The 18,489-nt window shown below is 70.2% G+C and carries 19 protein-coding genes and 5 tRNA genes; 18 read left to right on the forward strand and 6 right to left on the reverse strand.

Annotated elements, in window-relative coordinates:
• Positions 1-2,246 (reverse strand): sensor histidine kinase (locus ACWEKM_RS31075; protein ID WP_451624595.1); only part of this gene is annotated, 2,246 nt, incomplete at its 3' end.
• A 571-nt stretch (positions 2,247-2,817) separates the two neighbouring features.
• Between ACWEKM_RS31075 and ACWEKM_RS31080 the strand changes: the two genes are divergently transcribed.
• The 9 genes from ACWEKM_RS31080 (at position 2,818) to ACWEKM_RS31120 (ending at position 6,857) form a co-directional block, all read left to right on the forward strand.
• Positions 2,818-3,009 (forward strand): hypothetical protein, encoded by a 192-nt coding sequence (locus ACWEKM_RS31080; protein ID WP_451624596.1) that lies wholly within the window; start codon positions 2,818-2,820, stop codon positions 3,007-3,009.
• A 226-nt stretch (positions 3,010-3,235) separates the two neighbouring features.
• Positions 3,236-4,021: a fumarylacetoacetate hydrolase family protein gene (locus ACWEKM_RS31085; protein WP_451624597.1), complete on the forward strand. Its 786-nt coding sequence runs from the start codon at positions 3,236-3,238 to the stop codon at positions 4,019-4,021.
• Complete coding sequence (gltX, locus tag ACWEKM_RS31090; protein WP_451624598.1) at positions 4,005-5,489, forward strand: glutamate--tRNA ligase; 1,485 nt, start codon at positions 4,005-4,007, stop codon at positions 5,487-5,489. The genes ACWEKM_RS31085 and gltX overlap by 17 nt, the downstream gene beginning before the upstream one ends.
• 68 nt (positions 5,490-5,557) lie before the next feature.
• Complete coding sequence (locus ACWEKM_RS31095) at positions 5,558-6,289, forward strand: HAD family hydrolase (protein ID WP_451624599.1); 732 nt, start codon at positions 5,558-5,560, stop codon at positions 6,287-6,289.
• Between the two features lie 90 nt (positions 6,290-6,379).
• Positions 6,380-6,451, forward strand: a tRNA-Gln gene (locus ACWEKM_RS31100).
• Positions 6,452-6,490: 39 nt separating this feature from the next.
• Positions 6,491-6,563, forward strand: a tRNA-Glu gene (locus tag ACWEKM_RS31105).
• Positions 6,564-6,590: 27 nt separating this feature from the next.
• Positions 6,591-6,663 (forward strand) — tRNA-Glu (locus ACWEKM_RS31110).
• A 21-nt stretch (positions 6,664-6,684) separates the two neighbouring features.
• Positions 6,685-6,756: transfer RNA gene (locus ACWEKM_RS31115), tRNA-Gln, on the forward strand.
• A gap of 28 nt (positions 6,757-6,784) precedes the next feature.
• Positions 6,785-6,857 (forward strand) — tRNA-Glu (locus ACWEKM_RS31120).
• 190 nt (positions 6,858-7,047) lie between these two features.
• On the opposite strand, the gene ndgR is transcribed toward ACWEKM_RS31120, so the two are convergent.
• The gene (gene ndgR, locus ACWEKM_RS31125) at positions 7,048-7,764 is read right to left on the reverse strand and encodes an IclR family transcriptional regulator NdgR (RefSeq protein ID WP_451624600.1); all 717 of its coding nucleotides are present in this window, start codon (positions 7,762-7,764) and stop codon (positions 7,048-7,050) included.
• Between the two features lie 190 nt (positions 7,765-7,954).
• Here ndgR and leuC point away from each other — a divergent pair, with 190 nt between their 5' ends.
• From leuC to ACWEKM_RS31145, 4 genes are all read left to right on the forward strand, one after another.
• Positions 7,955-9,385, forward strand: coding sequence for a 3-isopropylmalate dehydratase large subunit (leuC, locus tag ACWEKM_RS31130; protein WP_451624601.1), 1,431 nt, complete (start codon positions 7,955-7,957; stop codon positions 9,383-9,385).
• Positions 9,386-9,390: 5 nt separating this feature from the next.
• Positions 9,391-9,984: a 3-isopropylmalate dehydratase small subunit gene (gene leuD / locus ACWEKM_RS31135; protein WP_451624602.1), complete on the forward strand. Its 594-nt coding sequence runs from the start codon at positions 9,391-9,393 to the stop codon at positions 9,982-9,984.
• Positions 9,985-10,247: 263 nt separating this feature from the next.
• Positions 10,248-10,478, forward strand: a complete 231-nt coding sequence (locus tag ACWEKM_RS31140) for an SCO5555 family protein (protein ID WP_451624603.1) — start codon at positions 10,248-10,250, stop codon at positions 10,476-10,478.
• A gap of 137 nt (positions 10,479-10,615) precedes the next feature.
• Entirely contained in the window at positions 10,616-11,254 is a 639-nt protein-coding gene (locus ACWEKM_RS31145; protein WP_451624604.1) for an HU family DNA-binding protein, read from the forward strand.
• Between the two features lie 101 nt (positions 11,255-11,355).
• Here the strand turns inward: ACWEKM_RS31145 and ACWEKM_RS31150 are convergent, their stop codons facing one another.
• On the reverse strand, positions 11,356-11,568 hold the full coding sequence (locus tag ACWEKM_RS31150) for a hypothetical protein (RefSeq protein WP_451624605.1): 213 nt from the start codon (positions 11,566-11,568) through the stop codon (positions 11,356-11,358).
• Positions 11,569-11,577: 9 nt separating this feature from the next.
• On the reverse strand, positions 11,578-12,216 hold the full coding sequence (cofC, locus tag ACWEKM_RS31155; RefSeq protein WP_451624606.1) for a 2-phospho-L-lactate guanylyltransferase: 639 nt from the start codon (positions 12,214-12,216) through the stop codon (positions 11,578-11,580).
• Positions 12,217-12,360: 144 nt separating this feature from the next.
• Here cofC and ACWEKM_RS31160 point away from each other — a divergent pair, with 144 nt between their 5' ends.
• The 3 genes from ACWEKM_RS31160 (at position 12,361) to ACWEKM_RS31170 (ending at position 15,372) form a co-directional block, all read left to right on the forward strand.
• The gene (locus tag ACWEKM_RS31160) at positions 12,361-13,125 is read left to right on the forward strand and encodes a lysophospholipid acyltransferase family protein (RefSeq protein WP_451624607.1); all 765 of its coding nucleotides are present in this window, start codon (positions 12,361-12,363) and stop codon (positions 13,123-13,125) included.
• A complete protein-coding gene (locus ACWEKM_RS31165; RefSeq protein WP_451624608.1) occupies positions 13,122-14,132 on the forward strand; it encodes an NAD(P)H-dependent glycerol-3-phosphate dehydrogenase in 1,011 nt (336 codons plus the stop codon). Before ACWEKM_RS31160 ends, ACWEKM_RS31165 begins: the two co-directional genes overlap by 4 nt.
• Positions 14,133-14,214: 82 nt before the next feature.
• A complete protein-coding gene (locus ACWEKM_RS31170) occupies positions 14,215-15,372 on the forward strand; it encodes a D-alanine--D-alanine ligase family protein (protein ID WP_451624609.1) in 1,158 nt (385 codons plus the stop codon).
• A 313-nt stretch (positions 15,373-15,685) separates the two neighbouring features.
• Here the strand turns inward: ACWEKM_RS31170 and ACWEKM_RS31175 are convergent, their stop codons facing one another.
• Entirely contained in the window at positions 15,686-16,201 is a 516-nt protein-coding gene (locus ACWEKM_RS31175) for a DUF3515 domain-containing protein (RefSeq protein ID WP_451624610.1), read from the reverse strand.
• A gap of 20 nt (positions 16,202-16,221) precedes the next feature.
• A complete protein-coding gene (locus tag ACWEKM_RS31180) occupies positions 16,222-16,455 on the reverse strand; it encodes an Lrp/AsnC family transcriptional regulator (protein ID WP_030952852.1) in 234 nt (77 codons plus the stop codon).
• A 206-nt stretch (positions 16,456-16,661) separates the two neighbouring features.
• Between ACWEKM_RS31180 and ACWEKM_RS31185 the strand changes: the two genes are divergently transcribed.
• Both ACWEKM_RS31185 and thiD read left to right on the forward strand, forming a co-directional pair.
• Positions 16,662-17,627, forward strand: coding sequence for a thiamine-phosphate kinase (locus tag ACWEKM_RS31185; protein WP_451624611.1), 966 nt, complete (start codon positions 16,662-16,664; stop codon positions 17,625-17,627).
• Complete coding sequence (gene thiD / locus ACWEKM_RS31190) at positions 17,624-18,418, forward strand: bifunctional hydroxymethylpyrimidine kinase/phosphomethylpyrimidine kinase (RefSeq protein ID WP_451624612.1); 795 nt, start codon at positions 17,624-17,626, stop codon at positions 18,416-18,418. Before ACWEKM_RS31185 ends, thiD begins: the two co-directional genes overlap by 4 nt.
• Positions 18,419-18,489: the final 71 nt, after the last annotated feature.

The following is an 18,489-nucleotide window of genomic DNA, read 5'->3' on the forward strand; positions in this document are numbered from 1 at the left end:
TGGGCCGCGCCGCGCCGGGCCGCGGCCGCGCCGGCGGCGGCCTGCGCTGCGGCCGGGCCGCCCGTGGCGGGCACGCCCGGCTTGCCCGGAGCGGGCTTCTTGCCGCCCTGGGCGACGTCGACGGGCAGCATGACCAGCGCCGTCGTACCACCCGAGTCGGACGGGCGCAGCTGGATGCGGATGCCGTGCCGCTGCGAGAGTCGGCCGACCACGAACAGACCCATGCGGCGGGAGACGGAGACGTCCACGGTGGGCGGCGCGGCGAGCCGCTCGTTGATCGCCGCGAGGTCCTCGGGGGAGAGGCCGATACCGGTGTCGTGGATCTCGATCAGCACCCGGCCGTCGGGCAGCGCATGACCGGTCACCTTGACCTTGGTCTGCGGCGAGGAGAACGAGGTCGCGTTCTCCAGCAACTCGGCGAGCAGGTGCACGAGGTCGTTGACGACACGTCCCGCGACCTCGGTGGTCGGCACCGAGGCCAGCTCGATCCGCTCGTACTGCTCCACCTCGGAGGCGGCGGCGCGGAGCACGTCAACCAGCGGAACCGGGCGGGTCCAGCGGCGGCCGGGCTCCTCACCGGCGAGGACGAGGAGGTTCTCGCCGTTGCGGCGCATACGCGTGGCGAGGTGGTCCAGCTTGAACAGCGAGGACAGCTGGTCCGGGTCGGCCTCGCGGGACTCCAGTTCGGAGATGAGCGACAGCTGGCGCTGGATGAGGCCCTGGGAGCGGCGCGAGAGGTTGGTGAACATCGCGTTGACGTTGCCCCGCAGCAGGGCCTGCTCGGCAGCGAGCCGGACCGCCTCGCGGTGCACGTCGTCGAAGGCCGCGGCGACCCGGCCGATCTCGTCCCGGGAGTGCACACCGACCGACTCCACGGACGTGTCGACGTCCTGCGGGTCGGACTCGGACAGATGCTTGACCAGCTCGGGCAGCCGGTCCTGGGCGACCTTGGTCGCGGTCTCCTGGAGCCGGCGCAGCGAGCGGATCATGGACCGGGCGACGACGAACGCGCCGACCAGGGAGACGCCGAGGACGAGCAGGATCAGCGCACCGGAGATGATCGCGTCGCGCTCGGTGGCGCTGCGCAGCTCGCGGGCCTTCTGCTCCATCTCTTCGAGCAGCGTGTGCTCGATCTTCTTCATCTGCTCGATCTTGGTCGAGCTGTCGTCCACCCAGTCGCGGTAGGAACGCTTCTCCGTCTGCTGCAGACCGTCCTGGCGTTCGAGGACGCGTTTGGCGTAGGTGTCCGAGGCATCGATCGTCGGGTTGCCCTCTTCGATGGGCTTGAGGAGTTCCTCGGCGCCCTGCGCGGAGTAGAGCTTGCGGAAGATGTTCAGCTCGGAGGACTGGCTCTCCAGCGCCGACTCGCCGTAGAGCCGGTCGTTGTCGGAGAGGTTCCCGGCCGTCCTGTTCGTGTCGGGCAGGGCCGCGGCGATGACGGCGCGCTGCACGGACGCGTACTCCTTGGAGGTGGAGAAGGCCGCCAGGGCGCGGGTGCGCTGGATCATCTCCGGGTTGCTGGACGCCTGCGCCATGTCCGAGGACAGGCCGATCAGCTGGGTGATCAGCCGGTGGTACGCCTCGACCGTCTGGGTGGAGTTGTCCTTGGCCTGGTACGCGGAGCGGCGGATCTTGGCCAGGCCGTCCAGCTGGCCGGCCAGGCCGATGAGGCTGTCGCGGACGCCCTGGAGGTTGCCGTCCTTGCTCGCGGAGCCGATGTCCTCGGAGGCGTTGAGGAAGCTGCTGAGGGCGCGGTCGGTCCGGTCCTGGTAGCCCTTGACGGTGAAGCTGTCGGCCTTCAGGCCGTGCGCCAGCGGTCCGGCGGACTGGTCGCGTTCCTCCTGGAGCGCGGCGGCGAGTTCGGTCGCCTGCTTCGTCATGTCCGTCAGCAGCTTCATGTTGTCGAGCTGCTGGATGTCGTCCAGGGACTGGTCGATGCGCAGCGCGCCCAGCGAGGTGGCCGCGACCACGGGGAGCGCGAGCAGCGACACCAGACGCGTGGAGATACGCCAGTTGCGCAGGGCTATGCGCGATCCGGGGCCGGTCGGGCTCTTGGCGCGCTTGACCGGCGGCGCGGGACTCGGCGGCGTGGACGGCGCACCGGGGCGTCCGGGGCGTTCTGTGCCGCCGCCGGACGGGGTCGGGCCCGGGTTCTGGGCGCGCTGGGGCGAGGCGCCGCGGTCGGTCCCGCCGTGCGCCCCCGGCTCCGCCGGAGCGCTGCCATCCCTCTTGAAACGTCCCTGCACTAGCGTCGCAACCTCTGGACCAGGCGCCCCTCCGCGCGAGCGGACGGGCGGTGTCGGCGTTGTGGGGAGCGACCCGAATACGCCCCCCAGGTGGTCGTGAGTGACCGGCGCTGGTTCCCCCTGTCTCGCCGCCACTCGGCGCTGCTTTGCGCCCCCTGAGCGCCGGCTCGATCCCGCGGCGGTCCGTGGAATTCCAGCACAGTGCCGGATCTCCAACAAGGCCCGTGGGCCAGCCTGTGGCCTCTGTGACAGCGTGTGAGTGGGGTGTCACGAGACGTGGAAAAAGTTCTCGCACATAACGGACTTACTCCTGCGAGTCGTCGACACCCGGACCGTGTCCCAGTCGCGATGATCAGGAGCGGAATAGCAGGTTCAAGGCCGCAATGTCCGTTTCGTCAGGGCGAATTGATGGCCGGAATTGACCGGTTTGCGTCCGGATTCGTGAGCAAACTCACACGCCAGTCAAGCGCGCTTCGCGACGGCCGTGGGGAATCGGGTGTTTAGCCTGACGCTTTACAAGAGGGAAGTATCTGCCAACCCGCCAACCACACAGGACAGGGTTCCTACAGCCGTGAAGACCACGATGATGTTCCGCACCATAGCCAACCCGCGTCGCACCACTCTCACCCACCTCGACGACGCCGACGGGCCACAGGCGCCGGAACACCCGGAGCACTCCCTCGACCTTCCCGCCCAGACCGCCAACCCGCGGCGCACGGTCCTCATGGAGGCCCCGGTCGCGGCGGCCACCCCCGCGGAGTAGTACGCGCACGGGCCGCGCACCGCGGGACCCGGCCCGCCGCACGACACGGGCGCCACTCCTGCGAGTGGCGCCCTTCGTCGTGCCCGGTATACCGCGAGGGCACGGACCCGTATATCGCGAGGGCACGGCCCCGCCGCCGCGTTAGCCTGGAGCGTCAGACTCCAGCCGACATCCAGCCGGTCTCCGGCCGACGCGGTCTTCTTAAGTTAAGGGGCGCGAGCATCCCGTGCGCATCGTCAGGTTCTCCATCGACGGGAACGTCGCCTTCGGCGCGGTCGAGGGCGACAAGCAGGACGAACTCGTCCTCGACATCATCAAGGGCATCCCGTTCGCGGACCACGAGCTGTCCGGGACCAAGGTCCCGCTGAGCAAGGTCCGGCTGCTCCCGCCGGTGCTCCCCAACAAGGTCGTGGCCTTCGGCCGCAACTACGCCGAGCACGCGAAGGAACTGGGCAACGCGGTGCCCGACGCCCCGTTCGCCTTCTTCAAGCCGTCCACCTCGGTGATCGGCCCCGGCGACGAGATCCAGTACCCGTCGTTCTCCACCGAACTGCACCACGAGGCAGAGCTGGCGGTGGTCATCGGCCGGATGTGCCGCGAAGTCCCGCGCGACCGCGTCAAGGACGTGATCTTCGGCTACACCTGCGCCAATGACATCACCGCCCGTGACGTCCAGCGGCGCGAGAAACAGTGGGCCAGGGCCAAGGGCTTCGACACCTCCTGCCCGCTCGGCCCCTGGGTGGAGACGGACCTGGACCTGGAGCGCGCGAACGACCTCACCCTCCAGCTCACCGTCAACGGCGAACAGCGCCAGCTGGGCCGCACGAGCGAGATGATCCACCCCATCGAGGACCTCATCGTCAACATCACCGAGGCCATGACGCTGCTCCCCGGCGACGTGGTGCTCACCGGCACCCCGGCTGGCGTCGGCCCCCTCAACGTCGGCGACGAGGTCGCCGTCACCATCGAAGGCATCGGCACTCTCACCAACAAGGTTGTCAAGCGTGGCTAGCGCACCTGTACGCGTCCGTTTCTGCCCCTCGCCCACCGGTAACCCCCATGTGGGCCTGGTCCGCACCGCCCTGTTCAACTGGGCGTTCGCCCGGCACCACCAGGGCACGCTCGTCTTCCGCATCGAGGACACCGACGCGGCCCGCGACTCCGAGGAGTCCTACGGCCAGCTCCTCGACGCGATGCGCTGGCTGGGCTTCGACTGGGACGAGGGCCCGGAGATCGGCGGCCCGCACGCGCCGTACCGCCAGTCGCAGCGCATGGACCGCTACGCCGACGTCGCCGACAAGCTCCTCGAAGTCGGCCACGCCTACCACTGCTACTGCTCCCAGGAGGAGCTGGACACCCGCCGCGAGGCGGCCCGCGCGGCCGGCCGGCCCTCCGGATACGACGGCCACTGCCGTGACCTGACCGCCGCCCAGGTCGAGGAGTACCAGGCCCAGGGCCGCACCCCGATCGTCCGCTTCCGTATGCCGGACGAGACGATCACCTTCACCGACCTGGTCCGCGGCGAGCTGACCTTCACCCCGGAGAACGTGCCCGACTACGGCATCGTCCGCGCCAACGGCGCACCGCTGTACACGCTGGTCAACCCGGTCGACGACGCCCTCATGGAGATCACCCACGTCCTGCGCGGCGAGGACCTGCTCTCCTCCACCCCCCGCCAGATCGCCCTCTACAAGGCGCTGATCGAGCTGGGCATCGCCAAGGGCATCCCGGAGTTCGGCCATCTGCCGTATGTGATGGGCGAGGGCAACAAGAAGCTTTCCAAGCGGGACCCGCAGTCCTCCCTCAACCTCTACCGGGAGCGCGGCTTCCTCCCCGAGGGGCTGCTCAACTACCTCTCCCTGCTGGGCTGGTCGCTCTCCGCCGACCAGGACATCTTCAGCGTCGACGAGATGGTCGCGGCCTTCGACATCGCCGATGTGAACCCCAACCCGGCCCGCTTCGACCTGAAGAAGTGCGAGGCGATCAACGCCGACCACATCAGGCTGCTGGACGTGAAGGACTTCACCGAGCGTTGCCGCACGTGGCTCCAGGCGCCGTTCGCGCCCTGGGCGCCCGAGTCCTTCGACGAGACGAAGTGGCAGGCCATCGCCCCGCATGCGCAGACCCGCCTGAAGGTTCTGTCGGAGATCACGGACAACATCGACTTCCTGTTCCTGCCCGAGCCGGTCTTCGACGAGGCGAGCTGGGCGAAGGCGATGAAGGAGGGCTCGGACGCCCTGCTGCGCACGGCCCGCGAGAAGCTGGAGCCGGCCGACTGGACCTCGGCCGAGTCCCTGAAGGAGGCCGTCCTGGCGGCCGGCGAGGCGCACGGCCTCAAGCTGGGCAAGGCCCAGGCCCCGGTCCGGGTCGCGGTCACCGGCCGCACGGTCGGCCTGCCCCTCTTCGAGTCCCTGGAGGTGCTGGGCAAGGAGCGGACGCTGGCCCGCATCGACGCGGCCCTGGCGAAGCTCACCGCATAACGGCACAGCGCAGAACGGCACAGCGCAGAACGGCGGCGCGCACAACGGCGGCGCGCTACCGTCGGCCCATGAGCATCCGAGCCGTGGTCTGGGACGTGGACGACACCCTTTTCGACTACACGACCGCCGACCGGGCCGGCATGCGGGCACATCTGGCGGCGGAGGGCCTGCTGCACGCGTACGACGGCGTGGAGCAGGCCCTCGCGCGCTGGCGGGAGATCACCGACCGGCAGTGGGCGCGGTTCGCAGCCGGCGGGGTCGGCTTCGAGGAGCAGCGCCGGGACCGGGTGCGGGACTTCCTGGGGGCGGAGCTGACCGACGCCGAGGCCGAGGCATGGTTCGGGCGCTACATCGCGCACTACGAAGCCGCCTGGAGCCTGTTCCCCGACGTGCTGCCCGTCCTGGACACCCTCGCCATGAGCCACCGGCACGCTGTGCTGTCCAATTCGAGCAGCCAGGTCCAGGAGCACAAGCTGCGCACCCTCGGGGTGCGCGGCCGCTTCGAGGCGATGCTGTGCGCGGCCGAACTCGGCGTCTCCAAGCCAGCCCCCGAGGCGTTCCTGGCGGCCTGCGAGGCCCTGGAACTGCCGCCGCACGAGGTGGCGTACGTCGGCGACCACCCGGAGATCGACGGACGGGGAGCGGCCGAGGCCGGGTTGCTGTCCGTGTGGATCGACCGCGGCGGGGAGCCGACCGACGGGGCGGCCGTCGCAGCGGCCCACCGGATCTCCTCGCTGGCCGAACTCCCGGCGATCGTCCGCGCGGATACCCGTTTTGGAGCCCCGTCCACCTTCGGGTAATGTTCTTCCTGCGCCGCGGAGAGCGGGCCGGAAGGCCAAGGAACCGGGCGCACAACTAGAACAAGATCCCCTTCAGGGCTTGCGTTCCAGTGGCCTATGGTGTAATTGGCAGCACGACTGATTCTGGTTCAGTTAGTCTTGGTTCGAGTCCAGGTAGGCCAGCTCGCAGAGCTCATCTGCATACGCGGATCTCATCCGCAAGCCCCCGTTGTGTAGCGGCCTAGCACGCTGCCCTCTCAAGGCAGTAGCGCCGGTTCGAATCCGGTCGGGGGTACGGTCCCGATCATCTCGGGATGCAGGGGCCCCCGTTGTGTAGCGGCCTAGCACGCCGCCCTCTCAAGGCGGTAGCGCCGGTTCGAATCCGGTCGGGGGTACTGACTGGTCTAAACCATCATTGGTCTATGGTGTAATTGGCAGCACGACTGATTCTGGTTCAGTTAGTCTTGGTTCGAGTCCAGGTAGACCAGCTCGGATCTGCGGAAACGTACGATCCTCGCCCCCGTTGTGTAGCGGCCTAGCACGCCGCCCTCTCAAGGCGGTAGCGCCGGTTCGAATCCGGTCGGGGGTACAAGACGATGGCTCTTCGCCTCAGCCAATGCGCTGAGGTGGGGGGTCATTTCTGTTGTTCGGCCCGCGGGTCGTATGTGGTTGGTCGCGCATGCAGTTCCCTGTGCCCCTGGGGGCAGGTCCCCGTCGGCGCGATCTGCCGCGGCGTTGAGGCTGATCTTTGCCGACGGGGTACGACGTTCCGCTCGTGCTCAGCCCGAGCGGCGCAGGGCCTCGGAGAGCCGGGCGGCGGAGTCGATGACCGCCTGGGCGTGCATCCGGCCCGGGTGCCGGGTGAGCCGCTCGATGGGGCCGGAGACGGACACGGCGGCCACGACGCGGTTCGAGGGGCCGCGCACCGGCGCGGAGACGGACGCCACGCCCGGCTCACGCTCGCCGATGGACTGGGCCCAGCCGCGGCGCCGCACGCCGGACAGGGCCGTCGCGGTGAAGCGGGCACCCTGGAGGCCGCGGTGCAGTCGCTCGGGCTCCTCCCAGGCGAGCAGGATCTGCGCGGACGAGCCCGCCTTCATCGTGAGCGTGGAGCCGACCGGGACCGTGTCCCGCAGTCCGGACAGCCGTTCCGCGGCGGCCACACAGATGCGCAGGTCGCCCTGGCGCCGGTAGAGCTGAGCGCTCTCGCCGGTGATGTCCCTCAGATGCGTGAGCACCGGGCCGGCCGTCGCCAGCAGACGGTCCTCGCCTGCCGCCGCGGCCAGCTCGGCCAGCCGCGGTCCGAGGATGAAACGGCCCTGCATGTCGCGTGCCACCATACGGTGGTGCTCCAGCGCCACGGCCAGCCGGTGGGCCGTGGGTCGTGCCAGTCCGGTGGCGCCGACCAGACCCGCGAGGGTGGCCGGACCGGACTCCAGAGCGCTCAGGACGAGGGCCGCCTTGTCCAGAACGCCGACGCCGCTACTGTTGTCCATGCAACGATACTCACGTCTCACTCTGTGAAACGCAAGTTCAATTTTCGGTGGAACACGCCACCCTGGGAAGACACAGTGGCCCGCGGACCGTGGGCTTGGCGGCGGACGCCCGGGGAACAGGGGCACGGGCGCCGTTTCCTGAGAGATCTCTAGTTGGGCCGGCGCAACAAGGCCGGCCGGAGGGAAAGCGATGGGTAGGACACTCGCGGAGAAGGTCTGGGACGACCATGTCGTCCGGCGCGCCGAGGGCGAGCCCGACCTCCTCTTCATCGATCTGCACCTGCTGCACGAGGTGACCAGCCCGCAGGCATTCGACGGTCTGAGGCAGAACGGGCGCCGGGTGCGCCGCCTCGACCTCACCATCGCGACCGAGGACCACAACACCCCGACCCTCGACATCGACAAGCCCATCGCCGACCCGGTCTCCCGCGCCCAGCTGGAGACGCTGCGCAAGAACTGCGCCGAGTTCGGGGTACGGCTGCACCCGCTGGGCGACGTCGAGCAGGGCGTGGTGCATGTCGTCGGCCCCCAGCTGGGCCTGACCCAGCCCGGTACGACGGTCGTCTGCGGCGACTCCCACACCTCCACGCACGGCGCCTTCGGCGCGCTGGCGTTCGGCATCGGCACCTCCCAGGTGGAGCACGTGCTGGCCACCCAGACGCTGCCCCTGGCCCGCCCGAAGACCATGGCGATCACGGTCGAGGGCGAACTGCCCGCGGGCGTGAGTGCCAAGGACCTGATCCTGGCGATCATCGCGAAGATCGGCACCGGCGGCGGCCAGGGCTACATCCTGGAGTACCGCGGCTCCGCCATCGAGAAGCTCTCGATGGAGGCCCGGATGACCGTCTGCAACATGTCGATCGAGGCCGGCGCCCGCGCGGGCATGATCGCCCCCGACGAGACGACCTTCGCCTATCTCAAGGGCCGCCCGCACGCCCCCGAGGGCGCCGACTGGGACGCCGCGGTGGAGTACTGGAAGACGCTGCGCACGGACGAGGACGCGGTCTTCGACGCCGAGGTGGTCATCAACGCCGACGAACTCACCCCGTTCGTCACCTGGGGCACCAACCCCGGCCAGGGCGCGCCCCTTTCGTCGGCGGTCCCCGACCCGGCTTCGTACGAAGACGCCTCGGAGCGGCTGGCCGCCGAAAAGGCCCTGGAGTACATGGGGTTGGCGGCCGGGCAGACGCTGCGCTCCATCAAGGTGGACACGGTCTTCGTAGGCTCCTGCACCAACGGCCGCATCGAGGACCTGCGCGCCGCCGCCGGCATCCTCAAGGACCGCAAAGTCGCCGACGGCGTACGGATGCTGGTCGTCCCGGGCTCCGCGCGGGTCGGTCTGCAGGCCGTCTCCGAAGGCCTGGACGCGGTCTTCAAGGAGGCCGGCGCCGAATGGCGGCACGCGGGCTGCTCGATGTGTCTGGGCATGAACCCCGACCAGCTCGCCCCGGGTGAGCGCTCCGCGTCCACCTCCAACCGCAACTTCGAGGGCCGACAGGGCAAGGGCGGCCGTACGCACCTGGTGTCGCCGCAGGTCGCGGCCGCTACGGCGGTCCTGGGCCACCTGGCGTCCCCCGCCGACCTGTCCGACGCCGACACCCGTACGCCCGCTGGAGTCTGAGAGCCATGGAAGCATTCACCACGCACACCGGCCGGGCCGTCCCGCTACGCCGCAGCAACGTCGACACCGACCAGATCATCCCTGCTCACTGGCTCAAGAAGGTGACCCGGGACGGATTCGAGGACGGGCTGTTCGAGGCATGGCGCAAGGACCCGGACTTCGTGCTCAACCGCCCCGAGCGGCAGGGCGCGACCGTGCTGGTCGCCGGCCCCGACTTCGGCACCGGCTCCTCCCGTGAGCACGCCGTCTGGGCGTTGCAGAACTACGGCTTCAAGGCCGTGATCTCCTCCCGGTTCGCCGACATCTTCCGGGGCAACTCGCTGAAGAACGGCCTGCTCACGGTGGTCCTGGAGCAGAAGATCGTGGACGCGCTGTGGGAGCTGACCGAGAAGGACGTCACTGCTGAGGTCACTGTGGACCTTGAGGCGCGTGAGGTGCGCGCCGAGGGCATCACCGCCTCGTTCGAGCTGGACGAGAACTCCCGCTGGCGGCTGCTGAACGGGCTGGACGACATCTCCATCACCCTGCGGAACGAGGCCGACATCGCCGCGTACGAGGCGAAGCGGCCCGCCTACAAGCCGCGGACGCTGAAGGTCTGAACCACCGGCCCAACAGGTCGATATTCGGCCACGCCAACACCCCGTCTGTACCCCCGATCGCCACGATCGGGGGTACAGCCATGTCTGCGCCCGAACGGCCCCGAACCGCCCCCGCCCGTCTCTCAACTCCCCACGTTAGGTGGGTGATCAGCGGGGTAGGGCTCCGATGGGGCGGCGGATTCCGCGGGCGTTCGGAAGGCCCGAGGCTGCGACAGTTGCCCCCTGGGCAGGCGACAACTCGCCCCAGATGGCACAATCTGTGCATGGAACACGACGGCCAACTCCAGCTCTATGCGGCGGTCGCGGACCAACTGAAGGAAGCGCACGCAAGGGTGCGCGCACTGCAAGTCCCGGAGGGCGTACGGATGGCGCTGACCCGGAAGCTGCTGGTCATTACGGCCGCGGCCAAGCACGATCTCGCCGATGCGGCAAGGCGGCTCGACCGGTTCGCCGCGGACCTCGACGCGGGGCGATTCCCCGAAGAGGAACGCTGAACAAGTCCGAGAGGACCGAGTCTGTTGCGGCACAAGGGTGATTAGCCCGTTTCGTGTTTGATTTGCGGTATATATCTGCCTAACGTGCGAAAAAGCTAGATCACTTTCGTTCTGGCGATGTCTCCGAAGGGGAAGACGTGAACAAGGCGCAGCTCGTAGAAGCGATTGCCGACAAGATGGGTGGCCGTCAGCAGGCCGCCGATGCTGTCGATCATGTCCTGGACGCCATCGTCCGCGCGGTCGTCGCGGGCGAGCGGGTCTCGGTCACCGGCTTCGGGTCCTTCGAGAAGGTGGACCGCCCCGCTCGCTACGCCCGTAACCCCCAGACGGGCGAGCGGGTTCGGGTCAAGAAGACCTCGGTGCCGCGCTTCCGTGCCGGTCAGGGCTTCAAGGACCTGGTGAGCGGCTCGAAGAAGCTCCCACGTGGTGGCGAGGTCTCGGTCAAGAAGGCGCCCAAGGGCAGCCTGACCGGCGGTGCCGCCGCGACGGTCAAGAAGGCAGCCGCCAAGAAGACGGCCGCCAAGAAGGCCACGGCGGCGGCGAAGAAGGCCGCGGTGAAGAAGACGGCCGCCAAGAAGACGACGGCGGCGGCCAAGAAGGTCACGGCCAAGAAGACGGCCGCCAAGAAGACGACGGCGGCCGCCAAGAAGGCCACCGCGAAGAAGGCGGCGGCGAAGAAGGCGACGGCCAAGAAGGCCCCGGCGAAGAAGGCTCCGGCCAAGAAGTCGACGGCTCGCAAGACCACCGCCAAGAAGGCCACCGCCCGCAAGGCGTAAGGGCACCAGGGGTACTCACACGCCGGGCCGGACTCCCGAGGGAGTCCGGCCCGCGGCGCGTTTCGGGGGCTTCTCGCCGTTCGGCGCGTACGCTTCGCCGTTCAGAGCGTCTGCAGGGTCACCAGGGTGATCCGCAGGCCCGGGCCGGTCCCGTCCGCCGGTTCCGTCTCGATCCGCACCCGCTGCCCGGGCCGCAGCAGCCGCAGCCCGCCCGCGTCGAACGCCGGCGCGTCGAAGGGCACCGGGGTGCCGTCGTCCAGCAGTACCTGCCCGCTGCGGGTCTCGGGGTCGTATGTGTACGCGGTCGCCTGCATGGCGGCAGCCTACTGCCCGGCGATCAGCAGGCGCGCGCTCGCTGCCGCGGTGCGCGGGCCCACCCCGAGCGCCAGCGCCGCGCGCAGATCGGCGCCGGTGTCCACGTCCTGCCGTACCGAGTCGACCGCGTCCAGCCGGAGTTCCACCGCGCCCGACGCACCGTGCCGGGCGCGGGAATCGCCGCCGAAAGCCGGGCCCAATTCCAGGCCCGGGGCCGCCGCAAGCAACGTCGTGCCGATTCCGGCGGCGTCGGGGAGAAAGGCGCGCGGGAATTCGGCCGCGGCCTTCAGCACCCGGGACAATTCCAGCGGGCGCAGGGCCGGCAGATCGGCGTTCAGCGCCGCCACCGCGGCTTTCGGGCGGGCCGACCGTACGACCCCTGCCGCGTGTGCCAGGGCGGCGTTCAGGCCGCCGCCCGGCTCGTCCGGGACGATGCGGGCGCCCAGCGCCGCGAGTTCCCGGCCGGCCACCGCGTCGTTGGTGACGACCGCCACAGCCCGCACCGCCGCCGAGGCCAGCGCCGCCGCCACCGTGTCCTGCGCGAACGCCAGGGCCAGCCCCGGGCGCAGCCCGTCGGCGGCGGTGTCCGAGAGCCTGCTCTTGGCCAGCGCCAAGGGCTTCACGGGGATGACCAAGGTCCACTGCACCGACGTACCGTTCCTCTCTCGTCGCGCTCATTGTCACCCGGGTCATCCGGCGGCCGGGGCGGCGGGGCGTACGGTGTTCTCGACAGACCGGCGGCCTGGAGCGACACTTGTGCGGCTCCCCAGGCTCTAGAGGAAGGTGCGCGCGTGCCCCGCCGCAGAATCGGCTTCTGGTACCGCTTCGCCGCGGTGATCTGCAAACCGCCGCTGGTGGTTCTGATCAAGCGGGACTGGCGTGGAATGGAGCACATTCCGGCCGAGGGCGGATTTATCACCGTGGTGAACCACAATTCCCACATCGATCCCTTCGCGTACGCGCACTATCAGTACAACACCGGACGGGTGCCGCGATTCCTGGCGAAGAGCGGTCTTTTCAAGAAGGGATTCGTCGGGGCCGCGATGCGCGGCACCGGACAGATCCCCGTGTACCGGGAGAGCACCGACGCGCTCAGCGCCTTCCGGGCCGCGATCGACGCCGTGGAGCGCGGCGAGTGCGTCGCCTTCTACCCCGAGGGCACCCTCACCCGCGACCCGAACGGCTGGCCCATGACGGGCAAGACCGGTGCCGCGCGCGTGGCCCTGGAGACCAGGTGCCCGGTCGTTCCCGTCGCCCAGTGGGGCTGCAACGAGCTGCTGCCGCCGTACGCCAAGAAGCCCAACCTGCTGCCGCGCAAGACGCACCATGTGCTCGCGGGCCCGCCGGTGGACCTGTCGCGCTTCTACGGCCAGGAGATGACCGCGGAGGTCCTCAAGGAGGCCACCGACGTCATCATGTCCGCCATCACCCGCCACCTGGAGGAGATCCGCGGCGAGAAAGCGCCCGACAGGCCGTACGATCCGCGCCGGGAGCGGATCGAGCAGCGGCGCAGGACGCGGGCGCAGAGCGGTCAGGAAGGGGACGGCGGCCAGTGAGCGAGCCTGTCAAGGCGGCGGTCTTCAGCGCCGGTTCGTGGGGCACGGCGTTCGGGATGGTGCTGGCCGACGCGGGGTGCGAGGTCACCCTGTGGGCCCGGCGTCCCAAGATCGCGGAGGCGATCAACTCCACGCGGACGAACCCCGACTATCTGCCGGGTGTCGAGCTGCCGGCCAACCTGCGGGCCACCACCGACCCCGCCGAGGCCGCCGCAGGCGCCGACTTCACGGTGCTGTCGGTGCCCTCGCAGACGCTGCGCGAGAACCTCGCCGCCTGGGTGCCGCTGCTCGCGCCCGGCACGGTCCTCGTCTCCCTCATGAAGGGCGTGGAACTCGGCTCCACGATGCGGATGAGCGAGGTGATCGAGGACGTCGCCAAGGTCGGCCACGACCGGATCGCCGTGGTCACCGGCCCCAACCTGGCCCGTGAGATCGCCGCCCGGATGCCCGCGGCGGCCGTCGTCGCCTGCACCGACGAGGCGGTGGCCCGGCGGCTCCAGGCCCACTGCCACACGCCCTACTTCCGTCCGTACACCAACACGGACGTGGTGGGCTGCGAGCTGGGCGGCGCCGTGAAGAACGTCATCGGACTGGCCGTGGGCATCGCCGACGGCATGGGGCTCGGCGACAACGCCAAGGGCTCGCTGATCACGCGCGGGCTCGCCGAGACCACCCGGCTCGGCGCGGCGCTGGGCGCCGATCCGCTGACCTTCTCCGGACTCGCCGGCCTGGGCGACCTGGTGGCCACCTGCTCCTCGCCGCTGTCCCGCAACCACACCTTCGGCACCAACCTCGGCAAGGGCATGACCCTGGAGGAGACCATCGCGGTCACGAGCCAGACCGCCGAGGGCGTCAAGTCCTGTGAGTCCGTGCTCGATCTGGCCCGCCGGCACGGCGTCGACATGCCCATCACGGAGACGGTCGTCGGCATCGTGCACGCGGGCAAGCCGCCGGTGGTGGCCCTCAAGGAACTGATGTCGCGCAGCGCCAAACCCGAACGACGCTGAGCGAACCGGGTCTCATTTGGTCCGTTTGCGTTCGGGGGTGACGCTGTCTGAGGCCACTACCAACGGGTACCCTCAACGCGATATGAGCACCGAGAACCTCCCCCAGAGCCCTGAGCAGCAGCCGCGCAAACCGCGTGTGGCCGTCGTGTTCGGCGGGCGCAGCTCCGAACACGGGATCTCCATGGTCACCGCGGGCGCCGTGCTGAGTGCCATCGACCGCACCAAGTACGACGTGCTGCCGATCGGCATCACGCGGGACGGGCGTTGGGTGCTCACCGCGGACGCCCCGGAGCGCATGGCCATCGCCGAACGCCGCACGCCCGACGTCGAGGAACTCACCGAGTCGAGCGAGGGTGTCGTGGTCCTCCCCGTCGACCCGGGCAACCGCGAGGTCGTCTACAGCGAGCCCGGCTCCGTGCCGAAGGCGCTGGGCGAGGTCGACGTGGTCTTCCCGGTGCTGCACGGCCCGTACGGCGAGGACGGCACCCTCCAGGGGCTCCTGGAGCTGTCCGGCGTCCCGTATGTGGGCTCGGGCGTGCTCGCCTCGGCCGTCGGCCAGGACAAGGAGTACATGAAGCGGGTCTTCACCTCCTTCGGGCTCAAGGTCGGCCCGTATCTGGTGATCCGGCCGCGGGAGTGGGAGCGGGACGAGCCCGCCGCCCGCAAGCGGATCGTCGACTTCGCCGGGGACCACGGCTGGCCGCTGTTCGTGAAGCCCGCGCGCGCGGGGTCGTCGATCGGCATCACCAAGGTCGACGACCTGTCCGGGCTGGACGAGGCGATCGCCGAGGCCCGGGCGCACGACCCGAAGTTCCTGGTCGAGGCCGCGCTGCGGGGCCGCGAGATCGAGTGCGGGGTGCTGGAGTTCGAGGACGGGCCGCGGGCCTCCGTACCGGCCGAGATCCCGCCGCCTGACGCGCACGCGTACTACGACTTCGAGGCCAAGTACATCGACTCGACGCCCGGCATCGTGCCCGCCCCGCTGACCGAGGAGGAGACCGCCGAGGTGCGGCGGCTCGCGGTCGCGGCCTTCGAGGCGGCCTCCTGCGAGGGGCTGGTCCGCGCGGACTTCTTCCTCACCGAGGACGGCGAGTTCGTGATCAACGAGATCAACACGATGCCCGGCTTCACGCCGATCTCGATGTACCCGCAGATGTGGCAGGCGTCCGGGGTCGGCTATCCCGAGTTGGTGGATCTGCTGGTGCGGGCGGCGCTGCGGCGTACCACGGGTCTGCGCTGACGCTCCGCTGGGGGGCGGGGAACGGGGGCGGGGGTGGCTGGGCTGCGTTGTCGACTGCGGGTGTGATGTGGCCGGGCGCGCAGTTCCCCGCGCCCCTTTGGGGCGCTGCCGTAGCGGTGTGGGCTTTGACGGGGTGTGCTGGGGCGTCGGTTGGGTGCGGCTGTGTCGTGGCTGGGCGCGCAGTACCCCCCGCCCCTTGGGGTGCTGCCGTGTCGGCGTGGGCTTTGACGAGGGTGTCGCGCGTCGTCGGTTGGGTGCGGCTGTGTCGTGGCCTGGCGCGTGGTTCCCCGCGCCCCTTGGGGGCGCGGGGGGATCAGGTCATGGAGGCGATTCCCTCGGGGATCGCCTTCTTCACGGCCGGTGCGAGGGCGACGAGGACCGCTGAACTCCCCTGGTCGCCGTCCCCCTTCGGCAGGGTCAGCTGTACATACGCCTCACGGTTGGCCGTGGTGAACCGCATCGTCTGGTCGGACTGCTTCTCCATCAGCCAGTCGACGCCGTTCACGCCGCCGCCGATCGCGTCCGGGTCGTCCCCCTTCGCGACCGCGGGGTCGATCATCTTCGGCGGCCGGGTGACACCGCAGCGCAGTATGATCGCCGGGCTTCCCCAGCCCGCCGTGAAGGCGGACCGGGGCTCGGGGTCGTTACGGCTCCGCCCGTCCAACGTCCCCGGCAGCGCCTTGTCCAGGTTCTGACACAACCCGGCCGTCTTCGCGTCCGGGCTGGGAACCGCGACGGTGGCGTCGTCGTCTGCTGAGGAGCAGCCCGCGACGGAGACCAGCAGAGCGAGCGCGGGCAGGCCGAGGAGCCGGTGCCGGAAGATGTTCACCGGCCAAGGGTAGACGGGGGCTACAGATGGACGACCGGGCAGGTCAGGGTGCGGGTGATGCCGTCCACCTGCTGGACCTTGGCGACCACCATGCGACCCAGATCGTCCACGGTGTCCGCTTGCGCGCGCACGATGACGTCATAAGGTCCCGTCACGTCCTCGGCCTGGATCACTCCAGGGAGCTTGCTGATCGTTTCGGCGACGGTCGACGCCTTGCCGACCTCCGTCTGGATCAGGATGTACGCCTGTACCACGGAACCTCCAAGGCGGCCACGAGGATCATGTGGGGAAAAGGAACGCCACGGTATCGCGTCGCCGCGTGCCGCGGGGAGACCTGTGGAGAGCGGGGTCCACGCGCCGGGGTGCAGGCACGACGGAAGTTGACGGGCGTCTCGACCGTATCGAGGACGACAATGAAGCGCGAGCGGGCGTGGACAGGCACAGAAGGGGCGAAAGGGAAATGAAGGGCACTGTTGGTGAGCTGGGGGAATTCGGGCTCATCAGGGAGCTCACCTCCCGTCTGACGACCTCCCCGGCGGTCCGGGTGGGTCCCGGTGACGACGCCGCGGTGGTCGCCGCGCCCGACCGCCGGGTGGTGGCGAGCACCGACATCCTGCTGGAGGGACGGCACTTCCGCCGCGACTGGTCCACGGCCTACGACGTGGGGCGCAAAGCGGCCGCGCAGAACCTCGCCGACATCGCGGCCATGGGCGCCGTGCCCACCGGCCTGCTGCTCGGTCTGGTCGTACCCGCCGAACTCCCGGTCACCTGGCCCAGCGAGCTGATGGACGGACTGCGCGACGAATGCCAGGTCGCCGGTGCCTCGGTGGTCGGCGGCGACGTGGTGCGCGGTGACACGATCATGGTGTCGATCACCGCGCTCGGCGATCTGCGCAACCAGGAGCCCGTGACCCGGGCGGGCGCGCAGCCCGGCGACCTCGTCGCGGTCACCGGCTGGCTGGGCTGGTCCGCGGCCGGATACGCGGTGCTCTCCCGGGGCTTCCGCTCGCCGCGCGCCTTCGTCGAGGCCCACCGCCGCCCCGAGCCGCCGTACCACGCGGGTCCGGCCGCCGCCGGGCTCGGCGCGACCGCGATGTGCGATGTGAGCGACGGACTGATCGCCGACCTCGGGCACATCGCGGAGGCCAGCAAGGTCCGCATCGACATCCGGTCCGGCGCCATCGACATCCCGACCCAGATGAACGACATCGGGCAGGCCGTCGGCGTCGACCCGCTCCAGTGGGTGCTGACCGGCGGAGAGGACCATGCGATCGTGGCGACCTTCCCGCCGGACGTGAAGCTCCCGGCCCGCTGGAAGGTGATCGGCGAGGTCCTCAACCCCTCGGCGCTGCCCCAGGTGACGGTCGACGGCGCGCCCTGGACCAGCAAGGGCGGCTGGGACCACTTCGGGGACATCGAGTCATGAGCGCGCCGCCCCGGGTGCTGACGGTCGCCGGCTCCGACTCCGGCGGGGGCGCCGGCATCCAGGCCGACCTGAAGACCATGCTGGCGCTGGGGGCGCACGGCATGAGCGTGATCACCGCGGTCACCGCGCAGAACTCGCTCGGGGTGCGGGGCGTGTGGGAACTGCCGGTGGCGGCGGTGCGGGCCCAGTACCGCAGCGTCGTGGACGACATCGGTGTGCAGGCCGTGAAGACCGGGATGCTGGCCTCCGCCGAACTCGTGGAGGCGGTCGCCGAGTTGATCGGCGGGACGGACGCGCCGGCGGTGGTCGACCCGGTGGGCGTCTCCAAGCACGGCGACCCGCTGCTGGCCGCCGCCGCGCTGGACTCGGTGCGTACGGCGCTGCTGCCGGTGACGACGGTGGCCACCCCGAACCTCGACGAGGTGGCCCAACTCACCGGCGTGCGCGTCGAGTCGGAGTCCGGGATGCGCGAAGCCGCCGCCGCCCTGCTGGCGTACGGGCCGGCCTGGGCGCTGATCAAGGGCGGACACCTGCCCGGGGACGCCGTGGACCTGCTCACGGACGGTTCGCGGGAGCACTGGCTGCGGGCGCCTCGGCTCGGCAACCGGCACACGCACGGCACCGGCTGCACGCTGGCGTCCGCGATCGCCGTGGGTCTGGCGAAGGGCCGGACCGTGCCGGAGGCGGTGGCCGCGGCCAAGGAGTACGTCACCGGGGCCATCGCGGGCGGGTTCGCACTGGGCGCCGGGACCGGTCCCGTGGACCACGGCTGGCGCCTGCGGCAGGACTGACGGACCGCGCGGGCGCACGGCGGGGCCACGGCGCCACGGGGTCACCGGTGGGGCGGTCGCTCACGGCGGTC

The organism is Streptomyces sp. NPDC004752 (assembly GCF_053601275.1).